Below are 26,939 nucleotides of genomic sequence, written 5' to 3'. Positions count from 1 at the left end.
GGCATATCTGTAGTGTTTGCGAGTGGATTGGGTGATGGCAGAAAAACAGTTGGCGTATCGCGCAAGCGGAAACGACGAGTTCTTTGCGGATGATGATCCGCTTGCCGAACTCGCCCGCATCGTCGGTTTCGAGCCGCGGCCTGCCGCCCAGGCGGCGCCCGCAGCCCAGCGGCAAGAGCCGGCCTTCGATCTCGAAGACGAGCTTTTGCGGGAATTCGAGCGTTATGATGCGCCACGTTTGAGTCCTGCTGATGACATTCCGGTCTCGCCGGAAGATCAGCCTTTTGCCGGCGAAGCTCAGCTTTCGCATCCGGCAGAGCCGGTGCGCACTGAACCCCAGTTTGTCGAATTGCCGCAGCCCGTGGCCCCGGCCAAACCGGTGGTCGGTGCGCGCGATCTGATCGACGAACTTGAAATGTCGATCGCGCCGGCCTTGCAGCCCGCGCCGACTCCGCAGCCTGTTCCTGCCCCGCAGGCGTCAGCTCCGGCTCCGAAGCCTGCGCCTACACCGCAGTCCGCCGCCGCCACCGTGCGGCTGCCGCTTGCCAATTTCACCGTCGCGGCTCCGTCGCAGGCAAAGCCTGTGGCGCAAGCTCCGGTCGCTCAGTCCGTTGTTCAGGCGCAGCCTCCTGTCGAAACGGCATTCGATTTCGACCTGCCGATGATGCAGGACGCCCCTCAGTCCCGCCCCATCGCCGCGCAATCGGATGCGGCGTTCGCCAAGGCGCTGGAGCCCGTCGCGCCGGTCCCCATGGATCCTGCGGCTCTTTCCGCCGAAATCGACGATCTGCTGGCCGATGTCGACCGCTATCCGGTTCCCGTGAGAGGCGTTGCGCCGGAGGCGAAGGTTGAGCCGAGCTTCGATATTTTCGACTCGCAGCCCAAGGCCCCTCCAGCACCTGTGCCCGTCCCCGCTGCAGTCGTGACTGCTCCCGTTGCTGCGGCTCCGCAGCACGAAGAGCCGAAACCGATTACTCTGGAGGCCGATGATCCCTTCGCCGGCCAGGACTTCGAGTTCGATCTCGCGGATATCGAGATGGAACTTGCCGAACTCGATTTTGCCGAAACGAGCAAATCTGCTCCGATTCTTCAGCCTGCGCCTGCTCCCATGGCTGCGCCGCAGCCTGCTCCAGTTGTCTCCCGGGCGACGCCGATGGCGCCTCCTCTGGCTGCTCCCGTTGCGATGGCTGCCGCAGCAGCTGCGCCCGGCGTGATGCAGTCCCCGCGTCAGGAACCGGGGCCGCAGCGTCCGGTTCAGCCGGCTGCCGTGGCGGCAGCGCCGATGGCACGCAAGGCTGCGCCTGTTCTCGATGCCGACCAGGCTCTGCCATTCGATCCGTCCGAAATCTCCGATACCGAAGAGCGTGTCGAGAATTTCGAAGGCTCCCATGTTCCGAACCTGCCGCCGGTCGAGCCGGAAGAGCCGATCGTGGTGCCGCCGGAATATGATTTCGATATCGACTCGGAGATGGCAAGCCTGTTCGGCACGTCAGCTAAGGAAGCGGCCCCCGAGCCGATCAAGCCGGCTGCTGTAGCCGCGCTCGGCGGCGCTTCGATGGCTCCGTCCTGGTCCAAGAATGCGGCAGCAAAACCCGCTCCGACGGCCAAACAACCTGCCGAAGAGTTCGACGAGTTCGAACGGGCGTTGGAAGAGGACTTCCGCCGCAGCTACCGTGAAGCGTCCACCCCGGTCGAGAACGTTGCCCGCATGACGCTGAATCCGGCGGCTGTAGCCGGCCGTCGTCCGGCGCGCTCGTTCCGTGGCATGGCAACTGCCGCTGCCGTCATCGCAGTTCTGGGTCTTGGCGCCTATGGTATCTACGGCTGGGTTCGCCACGGTTCGCCGATTTCGAGCTTCTCCGGCGAGCCGCGCGTCATCACCGCCGATGCCGATCCGGTCAAAGTCGCTCCGGAAAATCCGGGCGGCACGGTGGTTCCCAATCAGGACAAGGCCGTCTACGACCGCGTCGCTGGCGACAGCACCGCGGCACCGAAGCAGAAGGAACTGGTTTCCTCCAACGAACAGCCGGTGGATGTCGTTCAGAAGACTTTGATCCCCGAAGCTGTGTCGCCTGACGACGGTAGCGACGATCAGGTCACACCGACGCCTGTCGGCGAAACCGAGGATCCCCGCTTGCTGCCGAATCAGAACGGCAACAATGCCAATACCGCTGCCAACGACGATGCCCAGGTTCCGTCGGTGTCGCCGCGGAAGGTGCGCACCATGATCGTCAAGCCGGATGGCTCACTCGTTGCTCGCGAGGAACCGGCTGTCGACAATACAACGACGGCAGCTTCTCCTGCTTCAACGCCGAAGACGCCCGCCGTGAAACCGCCGGTCGGCAATCAGGTCGCCTCCGCCGATCTCCGTCCGTCGACGGCAGATGCACAGGCCTCGCAGCCCGCCGCCGCCCAACCCGATGATGGCGACTCGGCCAGCGCCGAAAGCACGCCGATCCGTGTCGTGAAGACAACCCCTGTTCCGACATCGCGTCCAGTGCAGCAGCCAGCAAGGCCCGCTGTTGTCGCCGCTGCCGCGAACAATGGCGCTGCCGCTCATCCGGTTCAGGCTCAGCCGAAGCCTCAGCAGGTTGCGTCGGCAAGCCCGGCTGCCACCCAGGCGGCTCCGGCTGCGTCGGCAAGTGCTGGCGGGGCTTACGGCGTGCAGATCGCTTCGCTGCCGTCCGAGGCGGAGGCGCAGAAGTCGCAGGCCAATCTGAAGGCCAAGTTCGCCAGCGTCATCGGTGGTCACCCGCTCGAAATTCGCAAGGCCGACATCGCCGGTAAAGGCACCTATTATCGCGTCCGCGTCGTCGCCGGCTCCAAGGATGAAGCCGCCGACCTCTGCCAGCGTTACCGCGCCGCCGGCGGCACCTGCCTGATCTCGAAGTAGGAGATCAAGGCTGAACGATTGTGGAAACGGCGGGCTAAGGCTCGCCGTTTTCTTTTGTGTATCTCGGTTCGAGGTTATTCGCATTTTGCGAGGCGGCCTTTATGATTCGAACATGACCGAATCAAAATCCATGATCCTCGGCTGTAGCGGCCATTCCATCACGCCCGAAGAGCGTTCCTTCTATCAGTCGGAACAGCCATGGGGCTTTATTCTCTTTGGACGCAACATTTCCGAGCCTGCGCAGATCGCCGATCTGGTCGCGTCGTTGCGCGACAGCGTCGGCCGCGATGCGCCGGTGTTGATCGACCAGGAAGGGGGCAGGGTGCAGCGCATCCGCCCGCCGATCCTGCCGCACTATCCGTCCGGTCAGGCGCTGGGCGATATCTACCGCCAGAACCGTGAGCGCGGCCTGCGCGCCGCTTGGCTGATGTCGCGGCTGCATGCTTTCGATCTCCTGAAGTTCGGCATCAATGTCGATTGCCTGCCGGTGCTCGATGTTCCGGTCGAAGGTTCGAGCAACGTTATCGGCAATCGCGCCTATGGCGGCGATCCGGTGACGGTGACGGAGATGGGACGCGCGGCCGCCGAAGGCCTCAAGGCCGGCGGCGTGCTGCCGGTGATGAAGCACATGCCGGGCCATGGCCGCGGTTTTGCCGATTCGCATCATGAATTGCCGGTTGTCACGGTTCCGCGCGCGGAGCTGGAGGGGCATGATTTTCCGCCCTTTGTGGCGCTCAAGGACGAGTTGATGGCAATGACCTGCCATGTCGTCTTTACCGACATTGATCCTGCCAATCCGGCGACCACGTCGCGCAAGGTCATCGACGAGATCATCCGCGGCCACATCGGTTTCCAGGGACTGCTGCTGTCAGACGATACCTCGATGAACGCGCTTGCCGGCACAATCGGTGAGCGGGCGACGAATATTGTTGCGGGCGGATGCGATATCGTGCTGCATTGCAACGGCGTCATGGATGAGATGCGGCAGGTGGTGTGCAATGTTCCGGCATTGACCGGCGCGTCGCTGGCGCGCGCGAAAGCGGTCGAGGCGGCTTTTGGCCGCAATGACGGCGCCGACGAGGCTTCGATCCGCGCCGAATTCGACGCGATGTTTGCAGTAGCATAGGACCGAACTCCAGGGATCTGACGGGTGAACAAGGTGGACGGCACGGAAAAGAGCCCGCAGGCGCAAGCGCCGATGGACAAGCTGTGGCAAGACAATGGCACCGAGCGCGGCATGCATGAGCCGGCACTGGTCGTCGATATTGCCGGCTTCGAAGGCCCGCTCGACCTTCTGCTGCATCTTGCCCGCAATCAAAAGGTCGATCTGTCGCGTATCTCCGTGCTGGCGCTCGCCGAGCAATATCTGTTGTTCATCGAGCGCGCCCGTCGCATCCGCATCGAGCTTGCCGCCGACTATCTGGTCATGGCCGCCTGGCTCGCCTATCTCAAATCGAAGCTGCTTATTCCGCAACAGAGCAAGGAAGACGGTCCGACCGGCGAAGAAATGGCCGCGACGCTCGCTTTCCGGCTGAAGCGTCTGGAAGCCATGCGAGACGCGGCGACCGGCCTTGTCAATCGCAATCGTCTCGGCCGCGATGTCTTCGTCCGTGGCGCGCCCGAACATATTCCCGACCGTCGCCAATCGGCCTATGAGGCCAGCCTTTACGATCTTCTGACCGCCTATGCCGGATTGCGTCAGCGCCAGGCGATTACGCAGGTAACGATCGAGCGCCGCCGCGTCTGGTCGCTGGTCGATGCCCGTACCATCCTCAGCCGCATGATCGGCGAGATCACCGACTGGACGGTTTTGGAACACTATCTTTTGGACTATATGACCAGTGCGAGCGAGCGGGTCACCGCCATTGCGAGCGCTTTTGCCGCCTCGCTGGAGCTTGTGCGCGAGGGCAAGCTGGAAATTCGCCAGGAGGGCGCCTTCCAGCCGCTCTATATGCGCCGCGGGCCGAACCATATGGAACTCGAGGCGGCGGAATAACAGGAGCGAATGTGAACGGCCCGGACGACGATCACCGCATGGATGATGAAGCGGCTGCGGCGACAGCCCCAGCGATCGATGCGCATCGCATTGGAGAGGCCGAACGCATCGCGGAGGCCCTGGTCTTCGCCTCTGCCCAGCCGGTGTCGGAAGGCTTTATCGCCGATCGCGTTCCACGCGGCGTCGATGTCCGCTCCGTCATGCAGCGCCTGAAGGCTGATTATGCGACGCGCGGCGTCAATTTGATACAGGTCGACGGCGCCTGGGCGTTTCGCACGGCCGCCGATCTTTCCTTCGTCATCCGCCGCGATGACAACGAGGTGCGGAAACTCTCTCGCGCCGCGCTCGAAGTCCTTGCCATCATTGCTTATCACCAGCCGGTGACGCGCGCCGAGATCGAAGATATCAGAGGTGTGCAGACGTCCAAGGGGACGCTGGACGTGCTGATGGAATCCGGCTGGGTGCGCTTTCGCGGCCGCCGGCGCACCCCGGGCCGGCCGGTGACGCTGGGCACCACGCGGGATTTTCTCGACCATTTCGGGCTGGAAGAGCTGCGGGATTTGCCCGGTCTCGAAGAATTGAAGGGGGCAGGGCTGCTTTCAGGCCGTATTCCTGCCAATTTCAACGTTCCGTCGCCATTGATGAGCGACGAATTGACTGAGGACGAAGATCCGATCACGCAACTGGATCTGGAGGAACTCGGTCTTTTGGCGCCGGGCGGCGCTTCGGACGACTAAAGCGAGCGCTCCCGGCGCATCCGCGGCCCGTTCGGCTATGGTAAAGCTTTTTTCCAGGCAGTGATGTCAAGTCTCGCTTTTGCCATTAGCGGATGCGAATATAGAAGTCGTTCTCCCTAGTTGGAGATGCTCGGCCGTGGCTTTGGCGCTCGCTATCCCCATGTGCGCCGATGCAGTACATTTTGGTGTTTGAAAAACATCTGTAAACGTCTTACATCGGGATGACGTTGAAATTGGGAGTTATCGCAATGGGTTCTCTAAGCATATGGCACTGGCTGATTGTCCTGGCCATCGCGCTGTTGTTGTTCGGCCGTGGAAAGATCCCGGAGCTTATGGGTGACGTAGCCAAGGGCATCAAGAGCTTCAAAAAAGGCATGAACGACGAGGAAGAGACGCCGTCGCAGACGACGTCCCGCACGGTTGAACACAAGGCCGACGAATCGAAATAATCATGTCGGGTGCGCAGGGGGCTGAGATGCTCGCTGTCGCCCCAGGAGCCTTTTCATGTTCGACGTAGGCTGGTCTGAGCTGCTGGTTATCGCTGTCGTGGCGCTTGTGGTCATTGGCCCTAAGGAACTGCCGGCAACGTTGCGGACAATCGGTAAGATGACGGCGCGGGCGCGAAAAGTGGCGGGCGAGTTCCGCGCACAATTCGATGAGGCCATGCGCGAGGCGGAGCTGGACGACGTGCGCCAGACGATCTCCGATGCGCAAAAGCTCAATCCCGTCAATTCCTTGCGGGAGGCAATGAACCCGTTGCGGCAGATGGGCAATGAGATCAAGGCGGACCTGCAGCGTTCGACGCCCGCTGCGGCAACATCGACGCCGGCGGAAGCTGTTTCCGAGCCATCCATGGGACTGCCGGAAATGCCTCCGATCGCTCCTGCTGCCCCGATCGCCCCTGCTGTCAGTGAGGCCGCGCCGGTCGTTTCGCCCGCGCCGGTGGCGCCGCCGCAAACGGCTGTCGTCGCCGAAGTGCCTGCAAAGCCTAAAACCGTTCGCAGGCCTCGGGTAAAGGCGCCGGCCAAAACGGAGGATGTCGCCGCCGCGCTGGTCGACACGTCGGTTGTCGCGGAAAAGCCGAAGCGGGCGCCTCGCAAGGTTGCAGCGGCCACTGCCGATGCTCCTGCCGCCGCTGCCGCTCCCAGAAAGCGTCCAACCGTGAGCAAAACAACGCCTAAGAAGAAGGACCAGGCATGACGGGTGACATCGACGATAAGCCGCAGCCGCTTATCGAACACCTCATGGAATTGCGCACGCGGCTGATCTGGTCGCTGGTGGCGTTTTTCATTGCCTTCATCGGCTGTTTCGCCTTTGCCAAGCATCTCTTCAACTATCTGGTCTACCCCTATAAATGGGCTGTTGTCTGGGCCCATCTCGATCTCGCCAAGGCCGAGTTGATCTATACCGCGCCACAGGAGTTTTTCTTCACGCAGGTGAAGGTCGCCATGTTCGGCGCGCTGGTCATCGCGTTTCCCATCATTGCCGCTCAGATCTACAAATTCGTGGCACCCGGCCTCTATAAGAACGAGCGCGCCGCCTTCCTGCCGTTCCTGATTGCATCGCCCGTCCTGTTCTTGATGGGCGCGGCGCTGGTCTATTTCTTCTTCTGCCCCATGGTCATGTGGTTCTTCCTGAAGATGCAGCAGACGCCTGCCGAGGGTCAGGTTGGCATCGCATTGCTGCCGAAGGTCTCGGAATATCTGAGCCTCATCATGACGCTGGTCTTTTCCTTCGGTCTTGTTTTCCAACTCCCGGTCATCACCACACTGCTTGCACGTGTCGGCCTGCTGACCTCGCAGTGGCTGGCGGAAAAGCGCAAGTTCGCCATCGTCTTCGCCTTCATCGTCGCCGCCGTGCTGACGCCGCCGGATCCGATGTCCCAGATCGGCCTTGCGCTGCCGACGATCCTTCTCTACGAGATTTCCATCTACGCGGCGCGACTCGTGGAACGCCAGCGTGCCCGGCAAGCGCTCGAGGAGAGTGGCGAGACGTCCGATGTCGCCAAGACGGATAGTGTCTGAGCGGCAGGTCTGCATCGTCTTTTCATAGGGTTTTGCCGGTTCGATCTCCGACCGAAATCTCGGTCGGAGCTATGCTCATGTGCAACGACCTGGAACGACGATGCTTGATATCAAATGGATTCGTGAGAATGCCGAGGCTTTGGATGCAGCGCTTGCCAAGCGCGGGGCCGAGCCTTTGTCGCAAAGCCTCATTGCGCTCGACGAGAAGCGCCGCTCCGTCATCCAATCCGTCCAGGATATGCAGTCCCGCCGCAACGCCGCTTCGAAAGAAATCGGTGCGGCCATGGCGCAGAAGAACACCGAACTGGCCGAAAAGCTGAAGGCGGAAGTCGCCGAGATCAAGATATCGCTGCCGGCAGCGGAAGAAGAAGAGCGCGTGCTGACGGCCGAACTCAACGAGGCCCTGTCGCGCATTCCCAATATTCCGCTCGATGACGTGCCGGTCGGCAAGGACGAGCACGACAACGTCGTCAAGCACGCCTGGGGCGCCAAGCCCACCTGGAATCACAAACCGAAGGAGCACTTCGAGATCGGCGAAGCGCTCGGCTACATGGATTTCGAGCGCGCCGCCAAGCTTTCCGGCTCGCGTTTCACCGTGCTGACCTCGCAGCTTGCGCGCCTGGAACGGGCGCTCGGCCAATTCATGCTGGATCTTCATACGGGCGAGCATGGCTACACCGAAGTCAGCGCACCGCTGATGGTGCGCGATGAGGCGATGTTCGGAACCGGCCAGCTGCCGAAATTTGCCGAGGATTCCTTCAGGACCACGGACGGTCGGTGGCTGATCCCGACGGCGGAGGTTTCGCTGACCAATCTCGTTTCCGGCGAGATCCTCGATCAGGAAAAGCTGCCGCTGCGTTTCACGGCCCTGACGCCATCCTTCCGCTCGGAGGCCGGTTCGGCCGGACGCGATACGCGCGGCATGCTGCGTCAGCACCAGTTCTGGAAATGCGAACTCGTCTCCATCACCGATGCCGAAAGCTCGATTGCCGAACACGAGCGCATGACCGCCTGCGCCGAGGAAGTGCTGAAGCGCCTTGGCCTGCATTACCGTGTCATGACGCTGTCGACCGGCGACATGGGTTTCGGCGCCCGGAAGACCTACGATCTGGAAGTCTGGCTGCCGGGACAGGATACCTATCGCGAAATTTCCTCCTGCTCCGTCTGCGGCGATTTCCAGGCGCGGCGCATGAATGCCCGCTATCGCGGCAAGGACGACAAGGGCACGAAATTCGTGCACACGCTGAACGGTTCTGGCACCGCCGTCGGCCGCTGCCTGATCGCCGTCGTCGAGAATTATCTCAACGAGGATGGTTCGGTGACTGTTCCGGACGCACTGCTGCCATATATGGGTGGTCTGAAGAGAATCGAGCGCGCAGCCTGATTTGACGTGACATGATCTTGTCCGAAAACCGCTTCGCACTTTTCGGGGTCATGTTTTGAGCGGTGGGGGCAATGCGGATACTTCTGACCAATGACGACGGCATTCATGCCGAAGGACTGGCCGTGTTGGAGCGCATCGCCCGCACCATGTCCGACGATGTCTGGATCGTTGCGCCGGAGACCGATCAAAGCGGCCTTGCCCATTCGCTGAGCCTTTCGGAACCCTTGCGTCTGCGCAAGGTCTCCGACAAGCATTATGCGCTGCGCGGCACGCCGACGGATTGCGTCATCATGGGTATCCGCCAGGTCATGGACATCAAGCCGGACCTCGTGCTCTCGGGGGTCAATTCCGGCTCCAACGTCGCCGACGATGTCACCTATTCCGGCACGATCGCCGGCGCGATCGAAGGTACGCTGCAGGGCGTGCGCTCCTTCGCGTTGAGCCAGGCCTATGTGCACGAGAATGGGACACGCGTCGTGCCCTGGGACGTGGTCGAGGCGCATGCGCCGACGCTTCTCGGCAAGCTGATGGATATCGACTTGCCCGCTAGCACCTTTCTCAACCTAAATTTCCCGAACTGCCGGCCGGATGAGGTTTCGGGCACCGAAGTCACCGCGCAGGGCAATCTTGCCTTCAATCTCCAAGTTGAGGAACGGGCAGACGGCCGTGGCTTTCCCTATTACTGGTTGCGCTTTGGCGAACGCAGTGGCGTGTTTCGCCCGGGCACGGATATTCACGCCTTGAAACAAAATCGTATTTCGGTAACTCCTTTGAAACTCGATTTGACGGATTATTCGGCGCAAGACCGCGTGGCGCGGGCGCTCGGGTACGGAGTAGCGGATTGACAGCTCGTTTGGTCGAGAAGGAAGGCTTTGCAGCCGTTGTGCTGCGGCTGCGGGCCGAAGGCATTTTGGATATCGATCTGATGACGGCCGTCGAACAGACGCCGCGCCTACCTTTTGTGCCGCCGCAATTCGCCGACGATGCCTATTCCAGCCGCACGATTCCGATCGAATGCGGTGCCTTCATGGAAGGCATCGATCTTGTCGTCCGCATTCTGCATAGCCTGAAGGTTAAGCCTGGCCATCGCGTTCTCGAGGTCGGAACCGGCAGCGGCTTCACTGCCGCCGTGATGGGCCGCATTGTCGAGCGCGTGCTGACGGTCGACCGCTATAAGACTTTGACGACGGCAGCGCAGCAGCGCATGGATACGCTCGGCCTGCGCAACGTCATCATCCGCCAGGCTGACGGTAGCGTCGGGATGCCGGGTGAGGGTACTTTCGATCGTATCCTGGTGACCTCAGCCTTCACCAACATGCCACGCTTCTTTGCCGAGCAACTGGTTTCCGGCGGATCGATGATCGCGCCCTTGATACAGTCGGACAATGTTTGCCGCATGGTGCGTCTCACCAAGACAGGCAGCCGCTTCGAGCGCGAGGAACTGTTCGACGTTCCCTATCAGCCGATCGTGCCGATGCTCGCCTCTTATCTTTGAGGCCTAATTTAGATTGAAATCCCAGGAAGTATCCCGCCAGCGCGGGGATTCATCTTCTATGGTTAGCAATTCCTCAAAAAAACACATGCGACACCAGTGCTTTAACCGCATGGTAAGATTAACGCGCTTTAATCGACCCATAAACGGTTGCGTCTCAAGTGGGTCGAGTCATGGGTTTCAGTCTTTCGTCAAACTTCGGTAAATCGGCAGGGAAAGTCCTGGTGGCCATTCTCCTGGCGAGTACCGCGACAGCTTGTAGTTCGGACACGACGCGCTTCAGCGGGCTTTTTGCGGGCTCTCCTGATCAGGTGACGACCGGTTCGATCAATCGTCGCGGCTTGAATGGGCCGGACGGCGATCCCGTGCCGCGTGCGGACCTTGCTCAGGGCGGCGGCTATCAGCAGCAGGATTATTCGCAGCAGAACACACTGGTTACACGGCCCTATCCGAATTCTCCGGCCCGCTATAATCCATCCTATTCAAGTGCCCGCGCATCGACCGCTCCCGTTGCGATCCAGCGGACCGAGCTTGCGGCTCCGACCGCCTCCGCAGCGCCGGCGCGCACGCATGTCGCCTCCAAGGGAGAGGCTGAAGCGCTGGCACAGCCGTTCCCGGCATCGCGTGGCAAGGCCGCAGTTTCCCGCCAAAAGCCCGCTCTGGCTCCGGATACGCTGTCGACCGGCACGATCAAGGCGGCGCCCGCTGCCGCATCTTCGTCCGGTTGGACAGCGGTCAATGCGCCGAGCGTCACCTTGCGTCCGGGCGAAAACATAAGCCTGCTGTCGCGCCGCTACGGCGTTCCGGAAAAGGAAATCCTGCGGGCTAATGGCCTGAAGAACAGCGCCAGTGCTCAGCCGGGTCAGCAGATCATCATCCCGACCATGAACGGTGCAGGCGCCCCGAGCCCGGCCAAAATGGCTTCGGAAGCGACCGACCTTTCCAAGGGCGGCAAGATGCCCGCGCCGGTCAAGGCTCCGGAGCAGGATGCAGTCGTACTGCCTTCCAACGGCCAGATGCGCGGCAAGTCGCAGGCCGGCCTCGCCGATCCCGGCAAGCTCGCTGCCGGCAATGGCAAGGGTCCGCAGCCGAAGGGCGACGGCACCTATGTCGTCAAGCCGGGTGACTCGCTCGCCAGGATCGCCAAGAACGCTGGCGTCAGCGTCGAGGCGCTCAAGCAGGCAAATCATATGGAGCAGGGCGGCGGCATTCGTATCGGTCAGACGCTGAAGCTGCCGCATGGTGGCGCGATCGCGGAAGCCTCGCCGGTCAGGCCCGATCCGGTGAAAACTGCCTCGATCGAGCCGCAGAAGTCCGCCGTCAAATCGGTTGCCATGCCGGCCATGGAGCCGAAGCAGGCCGCCGCTGAGCCGAGCGTAAAGCCGGCTGCGAAAACCGCTGCCGCAAAGACCGCAGCCGCAGAACCGGCAGCAAAGGCAGCGCCCAAGGCCGTGGCCGCCGCGCAGGCATCCGATGCCGGCAAGCCGCAGGCCGTCGCAATCGCAGCGCCGACGCAGTCTGTCAGCGACGCTGCCGCCAAGGCAGACGTGCAGGCTGATGCACCGGAAGCGACCGGTATTGGCAAATATCGCTGGCCGGTGCGTGGTGCGGTCATTGCCGGCTACGGCTCCAACGTCAACGGCAGCCGCAATGACGGTATCGACATCTCGGTTCCGGAAGGCACGCCGATCAAGGCCGCTGAAAACGGCGTGGTCATCTATGCCGGCAACGGCCTGAAGGAACTCGGAAACACGGTCCTCGTCCGTCACGACGACGGCACCGTCACGGTCTACGGCCATGCCGATGCGCTCAGCGTCGCCCGCGGCCAGAAGGTTCAGCGCGGCCAGACGCTCGCGACTTCCGGCATGAGCGGCGACGTCAAGCAGCCGCAGCTTCACTTCGAAGTTCGCAAGAATTCGGCCCCGGTCAACCCAATGACGTTCCTTGAATAGGTAGTGCGTCTCAAGGAGTCTGCAAAAAGCCCGGTCACCACCGGGCTTTTTGTCGTTCTAAGCCAAGAGCAATTCCAGGAAAAGTGCGACGCGGTTTTCCGTCCGGAATGCATAAAAACAAGGGGATGGAGCGGGAAAGCGGTTCCGTGAAACGCTGAACCGCTCCAGGAAAGCGGAGGTTAATCCCGCTTCAGCACGATCCGCTGCCGTCCGGCGAGGTCCTGGATATATTGCCACGCCACACGTCCGGAGCGCGCGCCGCGTGTCGTCGCCCATTCAAGCGCCTCGTGATGCATCTCTGCGCGGTCGAGGGTGAGTTTGAAGTAATCGGCATAGCCGTCGATCATCTGCAGATAGTCTTCCTGACTGCACTTGTGGAAGCCGAGCCAGAGGCCGAAACGGTCGGAGAGCGAGACCTTTTCTTCGACAGCTTCCGAAGGGTTGATCGCCGTCGATTGCTCATTTTCCATCATGTGCCGCGGCAGCAGGTGGCGGCGGTTCGATGTGGCATAGAACAGCACATTGTCCGGCCGCCCTTCGACGCCGCCGTCCAGCGCCGCCTTCAGCGACTTGTAGGCGGTATCGTCGTGATCGAAGGAAAGGTCGTCGCAGAAGACAATGACGCGGTGCGGCGCAGCTTTCAGGATATCCAGCAGCACCGGCAATGAGGAAATATCCTCTCGATGCACTTCGACCAGCTTCAGCGAAACGCCGGTGGCACGGCGCACATCCTCGTGCACGGCCTTGACGAGCGATGACTTACCCATGCCGCGCGCGCCCCAGAGCAATACGTTATTGGCGGCAAAACCCTCAGTGAAGCGTAGCGTGTTCTCGTGCAGAATATCGCGCACATGGTCGACGCCGCGGATTAGGGTCAGCGCCACGCGGTTCGGCCGGGCAACCGGCTGCAAATGGAGCCGGGCAGGCACCCAGACGAAGCAATCGGCGGCGTTCCAATCGTTGACGGCCGGCGCCGGGCCGGCGAGGCGTTCAAGCGCGTCGGCGAGACGGCGGACTTCCGCAAGGATCAGCGTGTTTTGATCTTCGGTCACCGTTTTTCCTCCAGAACGTTAGTCGGGAAAGGAGTAAAATGCTCCCTGTGCTGCCGGGTACCATGCTCCTTTCGGACCTGAAAGGCTAAGAGGCCTGGAAAACAGTACGGTCTGCGGCTGTTTTTGTTGCATTCGCGATGATCACAACTATATTCCGGCCACCTGACGCGGGGCCTGTTCCCGCAAGGAGTTGAAGGGAGTTCTCGATGTTTATCACCAACGCATATGCGCAGAGCGCGACAGATTCAGCCGCAGGCGTCTTTGGCGGTTCCGGCTTTGAAATGATCATCCTGTTTGTGCCGCTGATGGTGGTCTGGTATTTCCTTCTGATCCGGCCGCAACGCGCGCAGGCAAAGAAGCGTGAGGAAGTCCTGAAGAACATCCGCCGCGGCGACCAGATCGTCACGAGCGGCATCGTCGGCAAGGTCACTAAGGTCGTCGACGACAAGGAACTGGAAGTCGAAATCGCCGAAGGCGTTCGCATCCGCGTTGTTCGCAGCGCTATCTCCGAAGTCCGGGTCAAGGGCGAGCCGGTCAAGGCTGACGCTGCGTAAGGTTTACCAGGGGAGGCAGGTCGAAGCGGCTTGCCACGTCGGCGCGTGTTTCGAAAATCGGATTCGACTTTCGTGGAGAAATATGCGCAACTTCAAAGCGTTACTGCGCCTTTACGTGCCTCGGTGATTGTCGGGGCGCAGTGAGAAGCCAAAACTCGAGAGAGCGATGCTGCACGTCTCCTGGTGGAAGACCGTCCTGATCTGGTTCGCCGTTCTCTTGAGCGTTTTCCTTGCCGTGCCCAATCTGCTCGGCGATCAGCAGCTTTCCTCTCTTCCCGCCTGGTTTGCGCAACGGAAAGTCGGGCTTGGGCTCGATCTTCAGGGCGGCTCGCATATTATGCTGAAGATCGAGCGTGGCGATGTCGTCAGGAACCGGCTGGAGACAGTGGTCGGCGATATCAGTGCCAGGCTGCGCACGGTCAACATCAGCTATTCCGGTCTCACCGGTACCGGCCAGAAGATTCAGCTCCGCATCAACGATCCCGCTCAGGTTGAGGCTGCAGTAAACGCCCTGAAGCCGATCACCAGCGGCAAGGCAGAGGCGACCTTGTCGCAAGGCGACAACGGTGCCCTTACCATCGATATTACCGATGCCGGCATCAATGAGCGTGTCTCCGCATCCATGGCGCGCTCGCTCAACGTCATCCGCAACCGTATAGCCCAGTTGGGCGTCGGCGAGCCGATGATCCGTCGGCAGGGCGCGGATCGCGTCATCATTCAGGTGCCGGGCCTTGCCGATCCGCAGCGCCTGAAGAACCTTCTGAACCAGCCCGCCCAGCTCAGCTTCCGTTTGGTCGATCAATCCATGCAGGTGCAAGATGCCATCAATGGCCGACCGCCTGCCGGTTCGGAAGTGCTGTTTTCCGACGACGATCCGCCGGTCGGCTATCTCGTGCAAAAGCAGCCTCTGCTTTCGAATATCGACTTTGCCGATGCCGTGGCGGTATCCAATGCCCAGAACAACGATGGCAATATCTCCGTCAAGTTGACGGCCGAAGCGACCAGCCGTTTTGCCCAGGCGACGGCTGCCAATCTCGGCAAGAATATCGTGGTCGTGCTTGACGATCAGGTCATTTCGGCCGCTGCATTGAAGACCGCAATCACCACCGGCGATATCGATGTACCCGGCGATTTCACGGCGCAGGGCGCGCAGGATCTCGCCGTCATGCTGAAGTCCGGGCCATTGCCCGCGACCCTGACCACGGTCGAAGAGCGAACCATCAAGCCCGGCCTAGGCAATGAAACGATGCGCTCGGGCGTCACCGCCTGTATTGCCGCCGCCATTTTCGTTACCGCATTGATGATCGGCTTCTACGGATTGCTCGGAGTCGCCGCGACGATCGCGCTGATCATCAACATCATCATGGTTCTGGCCATCATGGGGCTGTTCGGCATCACGCTGACCCTGCCCGGGATTGCCGCCATCGTTCTCGTCATTGGCATTGCGCTCGATGCCAATGTGCTGATCTATGAGCGCGTCCGGGAAGAGGAAAAGAAGACCCATCTTCTTGTCGACGCGCTGCGCCACGGTTTCAACCGGGCGGCCGCCACAGTAGCCGACGCCAATCTCACGGTGCTTATCGTCGCCGCCATCCTTTTTTATGTCAGCAGCGGCGCGGTTCGGGGCTTTGCGGCGACATTGATAACGGGCGTTTTCACCACCTTCTTTACCGCTTGCTTCGTCACGCGTTCGCTTGTCGACGCCTGGATTTCGCACCGCAAGCCGCGTGTGCTGCTGGCGGGCGTGCGAAGCGGCATCTTCGACGGCGCGAATATCCGCTTCATGGGTATCCGCCGCTATTCGTTCACGGTATCGGCAGCGCTGTCGGTCGCAACTCTGCTTGCCTTCGCAATGGTCGGCATGCATCTCGGCATCGATTTTACCGGTGGCTCGATCATCGAGGTTCGCGCCAAGCACGGCGTTGTCGATCCGGCCAATATTCAATCGCGCCTGCAGAACGTGGTTCCGGGCGATGTGCAGGTCGAACGGCTGGACGATCGGCTGAGTGCGGTGATCCGGGTGCACGCGCAGCAGGGCGGCGAGAATGCCGAACAATCCGCCGTGACCCTCGTGCGCGACGAGCTGGGCAGGGATTACGACTTCTCCCGCGTCGAGGTCGTCGGCCCTGCCGTCTCAGGCGAAATCAGCACGACGGCTTCACTTGCGGTTGTTTCGGCACTGGCTGCGATCCTCGTTTATATCTGGCTGCGTTTCGAATGGCAGTTTGCCGTTGGCGCGATTGTCGCCATCCTGCATGACGTTATCCTGACGCTTGGCCTTTTCGTGCTGACCGGCATGGAATTCAACATGACGGGTATTGCTGCACTTTTGACGATCGTCGGCTATTCGCTGAACGACACGGTCGTGGTCTACGACCGGATGCGCGAGAATCTCAAACGCTATTCGCAAATGCCTTTGCCGATTCTGATCGATGCTTCGATCAACCAGACGCTGTCGCGCACGGTTTTGACCTCCGCGACGACTTTGCTGGCGCTGTTAGCGCTCTATATATTCGGCGGTGAGGTGATCCGCTCCTTCACCTTCGTCCTGCTCTTCGGCGTCGCGGTCGGCACCTTCTCGTCGATCTACATTGCGGCCCCGGTTCTGATCGTCTTCAAGCTGCGCCCGGATAAATTCCAGGCCGGCGGTGAAAACAAAGACCAGGCAGGCAACGACGTGCAATCAAGTAAACCAGCGGTGTGACAGAGTGGCAAAAGGCATAGAAATACGGAACGCGCATTTTCCCGGCCGCGCACCGATCGACGCTTATGGCAATGGCGGTTTCCGATTTGCCGATATGTCGCATCGCGGCTCGCTGCTCTGCCTGCCCTCCGGCATCTATGGCTGGGACATGACGTTAGAAGATGCGCTGACGCCGGCGCATTTCCAGAAAGTGCTCGATGAGGCGGCCGGGATCGAAGTGCTACTGGTCGGCACCGGCATGGAATTGCGGCCCTTGCCTTCGGAGCTGCGGGCGGCGTTGCGGGCCAAGCAGATTTCTTCCGATTCGATGAATACGGGAGCGGCGGTGCGCACATTCAACATCATGCTGGCTGAGTCGCGCGCCGTGGCCGCGGCGCTGATCGCGGTTTGACGAGGATCCGGCAAGGCATGACGACATTAGCTGCGCCCCGTAGCAACCAGGATATTTGCCTGGCGACGCTTCGCGACACTGATCGCGACCGCTATCTTGCCTGCCTGCTGGCACCGCAGGATAAGCGGGGTTCTCTCGCCGCACTCTATGCCTTCAATGCCGAGTTGGCGCGCATCCGCGATCTCGTCCACGAGCCCCTGCCGGGCGAAGTGCGCATGCAATATTGGCGCGATCTGCTCGAAGGACAGGCGCATGGGTCGAGTGCCGCCAATCCCGTAGCTGCCGAGCTGCTCGCGACGATCGAACACCATCGCCTGCCGCGTCAAACGCTGATCGATATGATCGATGCCCGCATCTTCGATCTCTACGACGATCCGATGGAAACGCGCGGCACGCTGGAAGGTTATGCCGGCGAGACGGCCTCGGCGCTGATCCAGCTCGCGAGCCTGGTGCTGTCGCCGGAGGACGCCCGTCGCTCGGCCGACGCCGCTGGGCATGCCGGCGTCGCGCAGGCAATTGCAGGGCTGTTGCTGCTGATGCCGCTGCATCGCCGCCGCGGGCAGCTCTATGTGCCGTTGGAAATCCTGACGGCAACCGGCCTCGATCGTGATGCCTTCCTCGCCGGCGAGGACAGGGCACGCATTTCTGCCGCGATCGAAGCTTTCGCTGGACTCGGCCGCGAGCATCTGGCGAAGGCGAGAGCTGCCGGCAATATTTCGCCGACGGTATTTCCGGCTTTCCTGCCGGTCGTTTTGGCGGAGCCGGTGCTGAAGCGCGCGCAAGCGCTGGGCGCTGAGGTGTTCGATCGATCTTTCCTGCAGCCGCAATGGCGGCGACAGATGCGCATGGCACTGGCGTCCATCAACAGGAAAATCTGAAATCGACCACGCTCGCGCAAGTCTCGGGGCCTATAGAGACTGCTGAACATTTGCCCGCATCCTAGGAGAGCCGCTATGGGCATCATCGTCTGGTGCATACTCTTTGCGATCGTCGTTTTCTTTGCGTTCTTCGCAACGCGCATGGCGTCGCAGAACAAGGAAGACGGTTTGCACGATACCGGTCTTGCCATTCTTGAATTCGGCCGCGCTTTTCCGACCGAGGCAATCCGGCAATTGCAAACGACGGCCAACGGCCAAGCGGTTTTCGTGCGCCTGCATGATGACAAGGCCGGCTTCATGCGCAGCCTGCGCAATCATTTTGCCGTTCATCTGATCGAGCCGGGCAGGGCGCGTGCCAAGGATTCTGGAACCGGTCGCGGCTTGACCGTCGATTTCCTAGACGCTCCGCACCACAACGGCACATTCGAATTCGCCACGCCCGCAGACGCCGCCGAGGTCTCCCTCTGGCTGCTCGGCAATTATGTTGAAAAACCTTCGCCCCAGCGGGGAGAAGGTGCACATGATCGGTTGAGCGAAACGAAATCGTGAATGGCCGGTTGAGGGGGCGCTGCCGGCAAGGTGTCGCTGTGAGCCACACTAAATTCTTCCCGCTAGTGCCCCTCAACCCGCCCTTTAGGCGGCCTTCTTCCCGCTGGGGCGAAGGTAATTATTGTCCCAGCCACTCTGCACAATCCGCCAGCGCCCGCTTGGCGATCAGTTGCCGCTTCATGATCGTCTTGTCCTTGCCGCGGAAGCGCTTGACGCCTTCCGGTTTGACGATGGAACCCGGTTCCAATTCCGGAAACAGCCCGAAATTGATATTCATCGGCTGGAAGGAGCGCTTGCCCGGCTCTTCATCGGAAACGATATGCCCGCCGGTAATGTGGTTGAGCAGCGAACCCAGCGCCGTCGTATGCGGCGGCAGGGACGGCGCCTCGCCTTTACGCTCGGCAGCGGCAAAGCGACCGGCGAGCAGGCCGATACTGGCACTCTCGACATAACCCTCGCAGCCGGTGATCTGGCCGGCAAAACGCAGGCCCGGCCGCGATTTCAGCGTGAGCGAGGGGTCGAGCAAAGTCGGCGAATTGATATAGGTATTGCGGTGCAGGCCACCGAGCCGCGCGAATTCCGCATTCTCCAGGCCCGGAATCAGCCGGAAAATCTCGGCCTGCGCGCCATACTTCAGCTTCGTCTGAAAACCGACCATGTTGTAGAGCGTGCCGAGCGCATTGTCCTGGCGGAGCTGGACGACTGCATAGGCTTTGACGGTAGGGTTATGGGCGTTAGTCAGGCCCATCGGCTTCATCGGCCCGTGGCGCAGCGTCTCGCGCCCGCGCTCGGCCATGACTTCGATCGGCAGGCAGCCGTCGAAATAGGGCGTGCCTTCCCATTCCTTGAAACCGACGGCATCGCCGGCGGTCAGGGCATCGACGAAGGTATTATATTGGGCTTCGTCCATTGGGCAGTTGATATAGTCCTTGCCCGTGCCGCCTGGTCCGACTTTGTCGTAGCGGGATTGATGCCAGCAAATATCCATATTGATGCTGTCGCGATAGATGATCGGCGCGATGGCGTCGAAAAAGGCGAGCGCATCTGCACCGGTCTCCGCCTGGATGGCGCTGGCAAGCCCGGGCGCGGTCAATGGTCCGGTGGCGATGATCGCCTGATCCCATTCCTTCGGCGGCAGGCCCTGGACTTCCTCGCGCACGACCGTGATCAGGGGGTGGCTTTCGATCGCCTGCGTGACTGCTGCCGAAAATCCATCGCGATCCACCGCCAGCGCCCCGCCGGCAGGAACCTGATGCCTGTCGGCGCAAGCCATGATCAGCGAGCCAGCCAGACGCATTTCCGCATGGATGACGCCGACCGCGTTGCTGGTCGCGTCATCGGAGCGGAAAGAGTTGGAGCAGACGAGTTCCGCCAGATCGTCAGTCTTGTGTGCCTCGGTGCCGCGTACGCCGCGCATTTCATGCAGGACGACCGGTACGCCGGCGCTGGCGATCTGCCACGCGGCTTCCGAGCCGGCAAGGCCACCGCCGATGATATGGATGGGAGAAAAAGAGCTGCTATTTGTCATGCGCGCGTCATTACCACGGGCAGGCCGGTGATCCAATTGCTTTACGCAAAAGCCGGAATCAAAAACGGCGCCGAAGGGCGCCGTCTTGAGGCAGTCCACTTGGTCCGTTGTATTAACGGAAAGAGCGGGAAGCGATGTTGCGGATTTCGTAACGGCTAACGCCAATATCCGACAGGGTCTGGCTGGAAAGATTGCCGAGCTCGTTCAGGGTGCGGCGATAGCTGATCCAGTTCTTGGCAATGCGAAGCGGGTTCATTGTTGTGTCCTCAGTCATTCAGGTTGCGAGCGGCACGATTGCCGCCTCAGCGCTTGGTATCTATATAGGCGCGAGGACGAATATTTTGCAGTGCAAATAAAATGCGTCTGCTATGCATTTGTGCAATATGACGCCCAAAAAGCCATCAATGCCCAAAATTTATGTGACCTGTCTGAGGCGAATAGTTTAGGGCAGCTTGAGGGTTGCTGCAGGCGCAAACGGCGCCAGAGAACAATGGCCAAAAAAAGAACGCCCGCCGCGGTTGTCCGCAACGGGCGTTGTGTAGGCTGTCGCTGTTTAGCGAAGCCAATCCGCTACTTAGCGGCCGGTGGCTTCGCGAGCTACGCGATGGATGTCCGAACGATCGATACCGAGGTCGTGCAGTTCGCGGGTGCTCATCCGGCCGAGTTCGGTAACGGTCTGACGGTACTTGCGCCAGTTATTGAAAGAGCGGGTCAGGTTCATTTTAAATCACTTTCGAGGGTTTGGAGATCTCGCCGGTGCCGTGATTGGTTCCGTTCTTGATCTGTTGAGCGGGAATATATGCTGCGCTGCAAGAAGTAAAAGCGCGAATGCTTCATGCCACCTATGCGCAGCATGCAATTCAGGATGAGAATTTGGTTAAAGGAGTGGCTGCTTTATGTGCACATGACGTTGCATGAAGATGGGCATTCGGTCGAATGGTTGACCGAACTTTTGCGCTCCTGCTCAAATCATGAGTAATTGCTCACAATTCCAAGCGTTTGAGCGCGGTTCATACCATCCTTGCGAGGCCTGCCGGATGGAGTCGCCAAAGGGAGCAAGTCGCGTCCACAGACTTAAAGGGACTAATCGATTTTCCTGGAAAAAATAACGCCCACCGCGGGAGGAGGATGCGGTGGGCGTCATTTGTGGTGATTGACGACTGGGAGGAGGAGTGTCGTCAATCCATCGGAGCGCACTGGGAGGAGGAGTGTGCGGCTCCGAATTCTATATAAGGAATTCATCCTCAGGCTCTTTCCGGCTTTCGCCGAAGCGGCGCGCCACCGCCGTCCTTCGATGCTTGTAAAATAGTATGACTTTTTATTTTTGTGCAGCGCAATAATTTCATGGGAGATATGCTGATGGCGCATAGCTTGAGATCGCATCCATCCAGCAAATGACAAGTATAGGAAGCGGAGCCTTAACCTTGCATTAACGCGGCATGACCTTCTGGAAAACTCGGCTTGATTTGAGACATGAAAGAGCGACCTCGAACGTCCTCGATATGTGATAAGACACTCTGGGGTGACGGAATCGCTAACAGGGGCGCGTTATGTACCGGGCTAGGCTGGGGCGTGATCTAAAGATCTGGATGGATAAGGGGCTAGTCGACGCGCCGGCAGCGGCGGCGATCCTCAGCGAATACGACAGCCGCCCGGCAAGCTTCAGCCTCGGCCGTGTGCTTGCCGTCATGGCAGCGCTGTTGGTCGGTGTCGCAATCCTGCTTTTCGTAGCGTCGAATTGGGAGGCGATCCCAAGGCTCATCAGGCTCTTCGGGCTCACAGCGATGATCTGGGCATTCTATCTTGGCGGCGCCTATTCATTCGTGCGCGGGCATTCGATTCTTGCTTCGGCGGTGCTGATTCTCGGTACGATGAGTTTCGGCGGCGCCATGTCGCTGGTCGGCCAGATGTATAATCTCTCCGGCGACGAGCTGACGATGATGATCGTCTGGTTCGCAGTCGCCAGCGTCGCTGCCGCATTGTTTCGCTCAAGCGCGCAGGTCGCACTCGCCGGTTTCCTGGCCTGGGGTTTTTGCGGCTTCTATCTTTGGGATCATTATGACCAATGGTACGGCATCATGCCCTGGGCGCCGCCGGTCATGGCGGCCGTGCTGATTGCCCTTGTCCGGTATGTCGATGCGCCGAGGTCCCGGCATCTAGCTTATCTGATGCTCGTTGGTTGGCTGACATGGATTTTTGCGCAGTATGAAAGCCTGCATGCGGCTGTCCTGCTTGCCGCCGCCGGCATGGTTGCCTTTCTGGCCGTCAGCCTGCCTGTCTCACCCCTGATACGGATCGCACGGACCGCCGGTGCGGCGCCGGCCTTCTATGCCTTCCTCATCGCTGCCATCGGTCTCATCGCAATCCATGGAGAGATCGGCGACGGGGTTTTTGAGAATACTATATGGGTTGAAAACAAGCTGCCTCTCATCGTAATCGCCTTCGTGACGCTCGCAAGCGCCGTCGTCGCGATCACTCTGAGTGGCCGGGACAACGGTGCCGTGCGCTATCTTGCCTATGTCGTCTTTGCCTGGGAAATCCTCTATCTCGCAAACGAGACAGTCGGTTCGATCATCGGGACATCGGGCTTCTTCCTCATCTGCGGCGTCCTGGTCGCCATCGCTGCCTGGCTGGTCATTCGTCTTGAGCGGCGATTTTCCCATCAAGACGGCCTTCGAAACGACAGGCAGGAGGTGCAGGCATGACGATGGCAGCCGAGGCGGGCACCGTTGCACGCAATTTCAGCCGACGCATGTGGATTGCCGCTATCATCGTCGCGGCGCTGCAGACGGCCATCCTCGGTTATATGGTGGGCGAACGGGCCTGGGGCCTGAGGAGCGGCGTCGAAGTGCTGTTGAAAACCGCGCCGATCGATCCCCGCGATTTGCTGCGCGGCGACTACGTGACGTTGAACTACGATATTTCCCGGGTGCCGGTATCAACCCTCATCGGCGGGGCGCCGACGGACAGCCGGAAAAATCAGGTTCTATCGGTCCGCCTGAAGAAACAGGATGACGGCTATTGGGGCATCGTCGAATCGTCCTTTGGAACGTTGGAACCGAAACCGGATACGGTCGTTCTCAAAACCCTGCCTTTCGACTATTTTTCTTATGGCGATAGCCCGCAGGCTACGATCTCCGTCACATACGGCATCGAGCGCTATTATGTGCCTGAAGGGGCCGGTCGCACCATCGAGGATGCACGCAATCACGACCGCGTCGCCATCGCCGCCCGCATCTCCGCAGATGGCGAGGCGCATATCAGAAGCCTGCTGCTGGACGGCAAATCTGTCTACGAAGAGCCGCTTTACTGACAGGGTTTCCGCAGAAAACCAAACAAGGTCCGTGGACGGTCGTCGAACCGTCATTTTTCCTTTGCGTGGTTTAAAACGGGTGATATAGAGACGCCGCGCTCCGGAAGGCCTCATGGGCAGGCATTGCCGTATGCTTTTGGGAACGCGGGTATGGTGAAATTGGTAGACACGCCAGATTTAGGTTCTGGTGCCGCAAGGCGTGGGAGTTCAAGTCTCTCTACCCGCACCAAGGCTGCCTTGTGGACGGGAGAGGCTTAACGGCCTGTCTCCTGACCCGCTGTTGGACGCGCCATTTTGCCTAGAGCATCCCGCTTTCTAGTGGAAAGTGGATAAGATGCCCTAGATTCCGAGAGGACGAGCGACCTTTTGCGCATTCGTTCGAACGCGCGGCGCTCTGGCAAGATGATGAGGAATTGCATGCAAGCCACGCTCGGGATTTTCCGGCGTCGTGCTCATCGAAACGAACGGCTGTCTGGGCACGGCCGCCATGAATGAAGGTAGGACAATGCAGGTTATCGAAACGCTCGCTGAAGGGCTGAAGCGCGAAATCAAGGTGGTCATCCCGGCCAAGGACATGGAAGTTCGCATGAACGAGCGCCTGGCCGAGGTCAAGGACAAGGTCCGCATCAACGGTTTCCGTCCGGGCAAGGTGCCGGTTGCGCATCTGAAGAAGGTCTATGGCAAGTCGATCATGGCCGACCTCGTCAACGAGATCGTTCGTGACCAGCCGCCGGCAATCCTGACCGAGCGCGGCGAAAAGTCGGCGACCCAGCCGGAAATCGCCATGACCGAGGACAAGGACGAGGCTGAAAAGATTCTCGCCGCTCAGGCCGATTTCGAATTCACGCTCTCCTATGAAGTCATCCCGGCAATCGAACTGAAGTCCGTCAACGGCATCAAGGTTACCCGCGAAGTCGCAGAAATCGGCGAGGACGAAGTCACCGAACAGATCCTGAAGATCGCCGAAAGCGCCCGCAGCTACGAGACGAAGAAGGGCAAGGCCGCCGACGGCGACCGCGTCACCATCGATTACCTCGGTAAGGTCGACGGCGAAGCCTTCGAGGGCGGCAAGGACGAAGACGCTCAGCTCGTCCTCGGCTCCAACCGCTTCATCCCGGGCTTCGAAGAGCAGCTCGTGGGCTTCAAGGCCGGCGACGAAAAGACCATCACCGTGACGTTCCCGGCCGACTACCCGGCCAAGAACCTCGCCGGCAAGGAAGCTACCTTCGACATTAAGGTGAAGGAAGTTGCAGCTCCCGGCGATATCGAAATCAACGACGAACTCGCCTCCAAGCTCGGCATTGAATCCGCCGATCGCCTGAAGGAAATCGTCCGCGGCCAGATCGAAAGCCAGTATGGCTCCGTCACCCGCCAGAAGGTCAAGCGTCAGATCCTCGACCAGCTCGACGAGATGTACCAGTTCGACACCCCGCAGAAGCTTGTCGAAGCCGAATTCGCCAGCATCTGGCGCCAGATCCAGACCGATCTCGATGAATCCGGCAAGACCTTCGAAGACGAAGACACGACGGAAGAAAAGGCTCGCGAAGAATATCGCAAGCTCGCTGAGCGCCGCGTCCGCCTCGGCCTCGTTCTCTCCGAAATCGGCGAAAAGGCCGGCGTCGAAGTGAGCGAAGACGAAATGCAGCGCGCCCTCTATGCGCAGCTCCAGCAGTTCCCGGGTCAGGAAAAGGAAATCCTGAACTTCTTCCGCAACACGCCCGGCGCTTCTGCCAACCTGCGCGCGCCGATCTTCGAAGAAAAGGTCATCGACCACCTGCTGACCGAAGTCGACGTCACCGACAAGACCGTTTCCAAGGAAGCGCTGCTGGCTGACGACGAAGCCGAAACCGAAGACAAGCCGGCTGCCAAGAAGGCTGCAACGAAGAAGAAGGCTGCTGCCAAGGCTGAAGCAACCGAAGCTGCCGCCGAAGGCGAAGAAGCTGCTGCTCCGAAGAAGAAGGCGGCTCCGAAGAAGAAGGCTGCTGAAGACAGCGCCGAATAATTCAGCTCTCGTTCCGAAACGAAATCAGGCCCTGCCGTTCGCGGCGGGGCCTTTTTGTTGTGATGAAACAGTAAACTCCCTCTCCTCGCACGAGGAGAGGGGCTGGGACTTATCGGCTGGATAAGAAATTGACCGATATTGGCATTCATCGTTTCTATCTTGGTAAGATGATCGATGATGGCTTGCTTGCAAAGACGGGCCACGGTCGCTGCCGAGCGCACCTCACCACAGCTGCGTAAATGCGCAACCGGAAACCCCGCTAATGCCGGCCGGATATGAATTGTTTTTGTCCTTTAGACGTGTACATTTGACCAATGCGCGGCAGCCATCAATCACTATGTTCGACTAACCTCCCGAGCGTTAAGGGCAAGGAGATAGCCAAATGTTCATCGCAATCGTCGATTTTACTGTTGAACCCGAAAGCCGCGCCGCAGTCATCGCAAGGCTGCTTCAAGATAGTGATGTTATCCGCACCATGGAGGGAAACCTCGCATTCAGTGCCTATATCGACCCTGTCGACGACGGGGCGGTTCGCATTTGGCACGAGTGGCGGGACGTTGAGCATTTCCGCACCTATACGGCGTCGGAAGTGTTTAAGCAGCTCGGCCTTGTGCTGCGCCCATTGATGAAGGCGCCGCCGATTAGCCGACGGATGATGTCCGAAGTTCTTGAGACGATCGCCTGAGGCATATACTGATGGGCGAAGCAGCCGAAGCTTACAGCGTTTCCCGGCTGTTTCCTCCAGCCGACCGTGCTGAATTGCGTTTCGACCGGCACTACCTGCTTTACTGTACGGCCGGCACGATGCGTCTCGAGGCGGAGGGCAAGGTCTGGTCATTGCCCCCGTCGCGGGCCGCCATTATTGAAGCGGGTCGGAGTATTCATGTAACCTTGCCGCAGGCCGTGATGGCTTGTTCAACTCTCTTCGCTCGAACATTCATTCCCGCTCCGGCAGAGGCTCTTACGGTCATCAATGTGACTCCTCTCGCGCGCGAGTTAATCCTCGCTTGCCGTGTTTGGACCGATGTCGATAAGCCGCTCGATCCCTATGCGCGGCAACTCTTCGCGACCTTAGCCGCGGTCGTCAGCCAACTCGCCGCTACGCCGTCCAATGCCGCCATGCCGCTACCCCGTTCGAGTGGCGTTGCTGCGGCGATGCGACTGACCGAACAGCGGATGGCCGAGGCGCCGGACTTCGCCTCGATTGCGCGCGACGTCGCGATGACGGAACGGTCCCTCGCGCGGCGTTTCTCGTGCGAGATGGGTATGACCTGGCGTCAGACATTGCGCCGGTTGCGCATCATTCGCGCAATGGAACTTCTCGGAGCGAATGGTGTGACTATCACCGAGGCGGCATACGCGGTCGGCTATGCATCGCTATCGGCCTTCAACGCCGCATTTTTAGAAATCAACGGCCAGACACCGACGGCCTTCCGCCTCAGCATCCAGGGCGCCAGCCTTCCAAACGCGTAATTTGCCTGGGCTTCGCA

Annotated in this window: 25 protein-coding genes and 1 tRNA gene; 22 read left to right on the top strand and 4 right to left on the bottom strand. The window is 60.3% G+C overall.

The window, feature by feature from the left end; genetic code table 11:
* The first annotated feature begins 34 nt into the window (after window positions 1–34).
* The 11 genes from K290_RS0122135 (at window position 35) to K290_RS0122085 (ending at window position 12,478) form a co-directional block, all read left to right on the top strand.
* On the top strand, window positions 35–2,893 hold the full coding sequence (locus K290_RS0122135; RefSeq protein ID WP_028753891.1) for an SPOR domain-containing protein: 2,859 nt from the start codon (window positions 35–37) through the stop codon (window positions 2,891–2,893).
* Between the two features lie 112 nt (window positions 2,894–3,005).
* Window positions 3,006–4,019 (top strand): beta-N-acetylhexosaminidase, encoded by a 1,014-nt coding sequence (nagZ, locus tag K290_RS0122130; RefSeq protein WP_028753890.1) that lies wholly within the window; start codon window positions 3,006–3,008, stop codon window positions 4,017–4,019.
* Between the two features lie 24 nt (window positions 4,020–4,043).
* Window positions 4,044–4,889 carry a segregation and condensation protein A gene (locus tag K290_RS0122125; RefSeq protein ID WP_028753889.1) on the top strand — a complete coding sequence of 282 codons (846 nt, stop codon included), beginning with the start codon at window positions 4,044–4,046 and terminating at the stop codon, window positions 4,887–4,889.
* A gap of 38 nt (window positions 4,890–4,927) precedes the next feature.
* Complete coding sequence (gene scpB, locus K290_RS0122120; RefSeq protein ID WP_028753888.1) at window positions 4,928–5,626, top strand: SMC-Scp complex subunit ScpB; 699 nt, start codon at window positions 4,928–4,930, stop codon at window positions 5,624–5,626.
* 248 nt (window positions 5,627–5,874) lie between these two features.
* A complete protein-coding gene (locus K290_RS0122115; protein ID WP_028753887.1) occupies window positions 5,875–6,075 on the top strand; it encodes a twin-arginine translocase TatA/TatE family subunit in 201 nt (66 codons plus the stop codon).
* 55 nt (window positions 6,076–6,130) lie between these two features.
* Window positions 6,131–6,826, top strand: coding sequence for a Sec-independent protein translocase protein TatB (tatB, locus tag K290_RS0122110; protein ID WP_028753886.1), 696 nt, complete (start codon window positions 6,131–6,133; stop codon window positions 6,824–6,826).
* Window positions 6,823–7,650, top strand: coding sequence for a twin-arginine translocase subunit TatC (gene tatC / locus K290_RS0122105; protein WP_028753885.1), 828 nt, complete (start codon window positions 6,823–6,825; stop codon window positions 7,648–7,650). Before tatB ends, tatC begins: the two co-directional genes overlap by 4 nt.
* A 100-nt stretch (window positions 7,651–7,750) precedes the next feature.
* Complete coding sequence (gene serS, locus K290_RS0122100) at window positions 7,751–9,034, top strand: serine--tRNA ligase (RefSeq protein WP_028753884.1); 1,284 nt, start codon at window positions 7,751–7,753, stop codon at window positions 9,032–9,034.
* Window positions 9,035–9,105: 71 nt separating this feature from the next.
* Complete coding sequence (gene surE, locus K290_RS0122095) at window positions 9,106–9,879, top strand: 5'/3'-nucleotidase SurE (RefSeq protein WP_028753883.1); 774 nt, start codon at window positions 9,106–9,108, stop codon at window positions 9,877–9,879.
* Window positions 9,876–10,529, top strand: a complete 654-nt coding sequence (locus K290_RS0122090) for a protein-L-isoaspartate(D-aspartate) O-methyltransferase (protein ID WP_028753882.1) — start codon at window positions 9,876–9,878, stop codon at window positions 10,527–10,529. The genes surE and K290_RS0122090 overlap by 4 nt, the downstream gene beginning before the upstream one ends.
* 170 nt (window positions 10,530–10,699) lie before the next feature.
* Window positions 10,700–12,478, top strand: coding sequence for a LysM peptidoglycan-binding domain-containing M23 family metallopeptidase (locus K290_RS0122085; protein WP_028753881.1), 1,779 nt, complete (start codon window positions 10,700–10,702; stop codon window positions 12,476–12,478).
* A gap of 179 nt (window positions 12,479–12,657) precedes the next feature.
* Here K290_RS0122085 and K290_RS0122080 read toward each other — a convergent pair whose 3' ends face one another.
* Window positions 12,658–13,530, bottom strand: coding sequence for an ATP-binding protein (locus K290_RS0122080; RefSeq protein WP_028753880.1), 873 nt, complete (start codon window positions 13,528–13,530; stop codon window positions 12,658–12,660).
* A gap of 206 nt (window positions 13,531–13,736) precedes the next feature.
* Between K290_RS0122080 and yajC the strand changes: the two genes are divergently transcribed.
* From yajC to K290_RS0122055, 5 genes are all read left to right on the top strand, one after another.
* Entirely contained in the window at window positions 13,737–14,084 is a 348-nt protein-coding gene (gene yajC, locus K290_RS0122075) for a preprotein translocase subunit YajC (protein ID WP_028753879.1), read from the top strand.
* A 166-nt stretch (window positions 14,085–14,250) separates the two neighbouring features.
* The gene (secDF, locus tag K290_RS0122070; RefSeq protein ID WP_028753878.1) at window positions 14,251–16,788 is read left to right on the top strand and encodes a protein translocase subunit SecDF; all 2,538 of its coding nucleotides are present in this window, start codon (window positions 14,251–14,253) and stop codon (window positions 16,786–16,788) included.
* A 4-nt stretch (window positions 16,789–16,792) separates the two neighbouring features.
* Window positions 16,793–17,179 (top strand): Mth938-like domain-containing protein, encoded by a 387-nt coding sequence (locus tag K290_RS0122065; protein WP_028753877.1) that lies wholly within the window; start codon window positions 16,793–16,795, stop codon window positions 17,177–17,179.
* A 17-nt stretch (window positions 17,180–17,196) separates the two neighbouring features.
* The gene (locus K290_RS0122060) at window positions 17,197–18,057 is read left to right on the top strand and encodes a phytoene/squalene synthase family protein (RefSeq protein ID WP_028753876.1); all 861 of its coding nucleotides are present in this window, start codon (window positions 17,197–17,199) and stop codon (window positions 18,055–18,057) included.
* A 75-nt stretch (window positions 18,058–18,132) separates the two neighbouring features.
* Window positions 18,133–18,606 carry a hypothetical protein gene (locus K290_RS0122055; RefSeq protein WP_028753875.1) on the top strand — a complete coding sequence of 158 codons (474 nt, stop codon included), beginning with the start codon at window positions 18,133–18,135 and terminating at the stop codon, window positions 18,604–18,606.
* Between the two features lie 118 nt (window positions 18,607–18,724).
* Here the strand turns inward: K290_RS0122055 and trmFO are convergent, their stop codons facing one another.
* The 3 genes from trmFO to K290_RS36440 all read right to left on the bottom strand — a co-directional run bounded on the left by trmFO (window position 18,725) and on the right by K290_RS36440 (window position 20,855).
* Window positions 18,725–20,134, bottom strand: a complete 1,410-nt coding sequence (gene trmFO / locus K290_RS0122050; protein WP_028753874.1) for a methylenetetrahydrofolate--tRNA-(uracil(54)-C(5))-methyltransferase (FADH(2)-oxidizing) TrmFO — start codon at window positions 20,132–20,134, stop codon at window positions 18,725–18,727.
* A 112-nt stretch (window positions 20,135–20,246) separates the two neighbouring features.
* Window positions 20,247–20,390: a DUF1127 domain-containing protein gene (locus K290_RS36445; RefSeq protein WP_065091553.1), complete on the bottom strand. Its 144-nt coding sequence runs from the start codon at window positions 20,388–20,390 to the stop codon at window positions 20,247–20,249.
* 318 nt (window positions 20,391–20,708) lie between these two features.
* Window positions 20,709–20,855 (bottom strand): DUF1127 domain-containing protein, encoded by a 147-nt coding sequence (locus tag K290_RS36440; protein ID WP_007690983.1) that lies wholly within the window; start codon window positions 20,853–20,855, stop codon window positions 20,709–20,711.
* A gap of 829 nt (window positions 20,856–21,684) precedes the next feature.
* Between K290_RS36440 and K290_RS0122035 the strand changes: the two genes are divergently transcribed.
* The 6 genes from K290_RS0122035 to K290_RS0122005 all read left to right on the top strand — a co-directional run bounded on the left by K290_RS0122035 (window position 21,685) and on the right by K290_RS0122005 (window position 26,922).
* Window positions 21,685–22,839, top strand: a complete 1,155-nt coding sequence (locus K290_RS0122035; RefSeq protein WP_028753873.1) for a DUF2157 domain-containing protein — start codon at window positions 21,685–21,687, stop codon at window positions 22,837–22,839.
* Window positions 22,840–22,841: 2 nt separating this feature from the next.
* Window positions 22,842–23,447: a GDYXXLXY domain-containing protein gene (locus tag K290_RS0122030; RefSeq protein WP_425337601.1), complete on the top strand. Its 606-nt coding sequence runs from the start codon at window positions 22,842–22,844 to the stop codon at window positions 23,445–23,447.
* A gap of 144 nt (window positions 23,448–23,591) precedes the next feature.
* A tRNA-Leu gene (locus K290_RS0122025) sits at window positions 23,592–23,676 on the top strand.
* Between the two features lie 276 nt (window positions 23,677–23,952).
* Window positions 23,953–25,449: a trigger factor gene (gene tig, locus K290_RS0122020; RefSeq protein WP_028753871.1), complete on the top strand. Its 1,497-nt coding sequence runs from the start codon at window positions 23,953–23,955 to the stop codon at window positions 25,447–25,449.
* A gap of 382 nt (window positions 25,450–25,831) precedes the next feature.
* A complete protein-coding gene (locus tag K290_RS0122010; RefSeq protein ID WP_028753870.1) occupies window positions 25,832–26,134 on the top strand; it encodes a putative quinol monooxygenase in 303 nt (100 codons plus the stop codon).
* 11 nt (window positions 26,135–26,145) lie between these two features.
* Window positions 26,146–26,922: a helix-turn-helix domain-containing protein gene (locus tag K290_RS0122005; RefSeq protein ID WP_037135993.1), complete on the top strand. Its 777-nt coding sequence runs from the start codon at window positions 26,146–26,148 to the stop codon at window positions 26,920–26,922.
* Window positions 26,923–26,939 lie beyond the last annotated feature (17 nt).

Source organism: Rhizobium leucaenae USDA 9039, from assembly GCF_000426285.1.
GTDB classification, from domain to species: domain Bacteria; phylum Pseudomonadota; class Alphaproteobacteria; order Rhizobiales; family Rhizobiaceae; genus Rhizobium; species Rhizobium leucaenae.
Note: the sequence above shows the minus strand (reverse complement) of the source record. Positions and strands in the feature narration are given on the sequence as shown.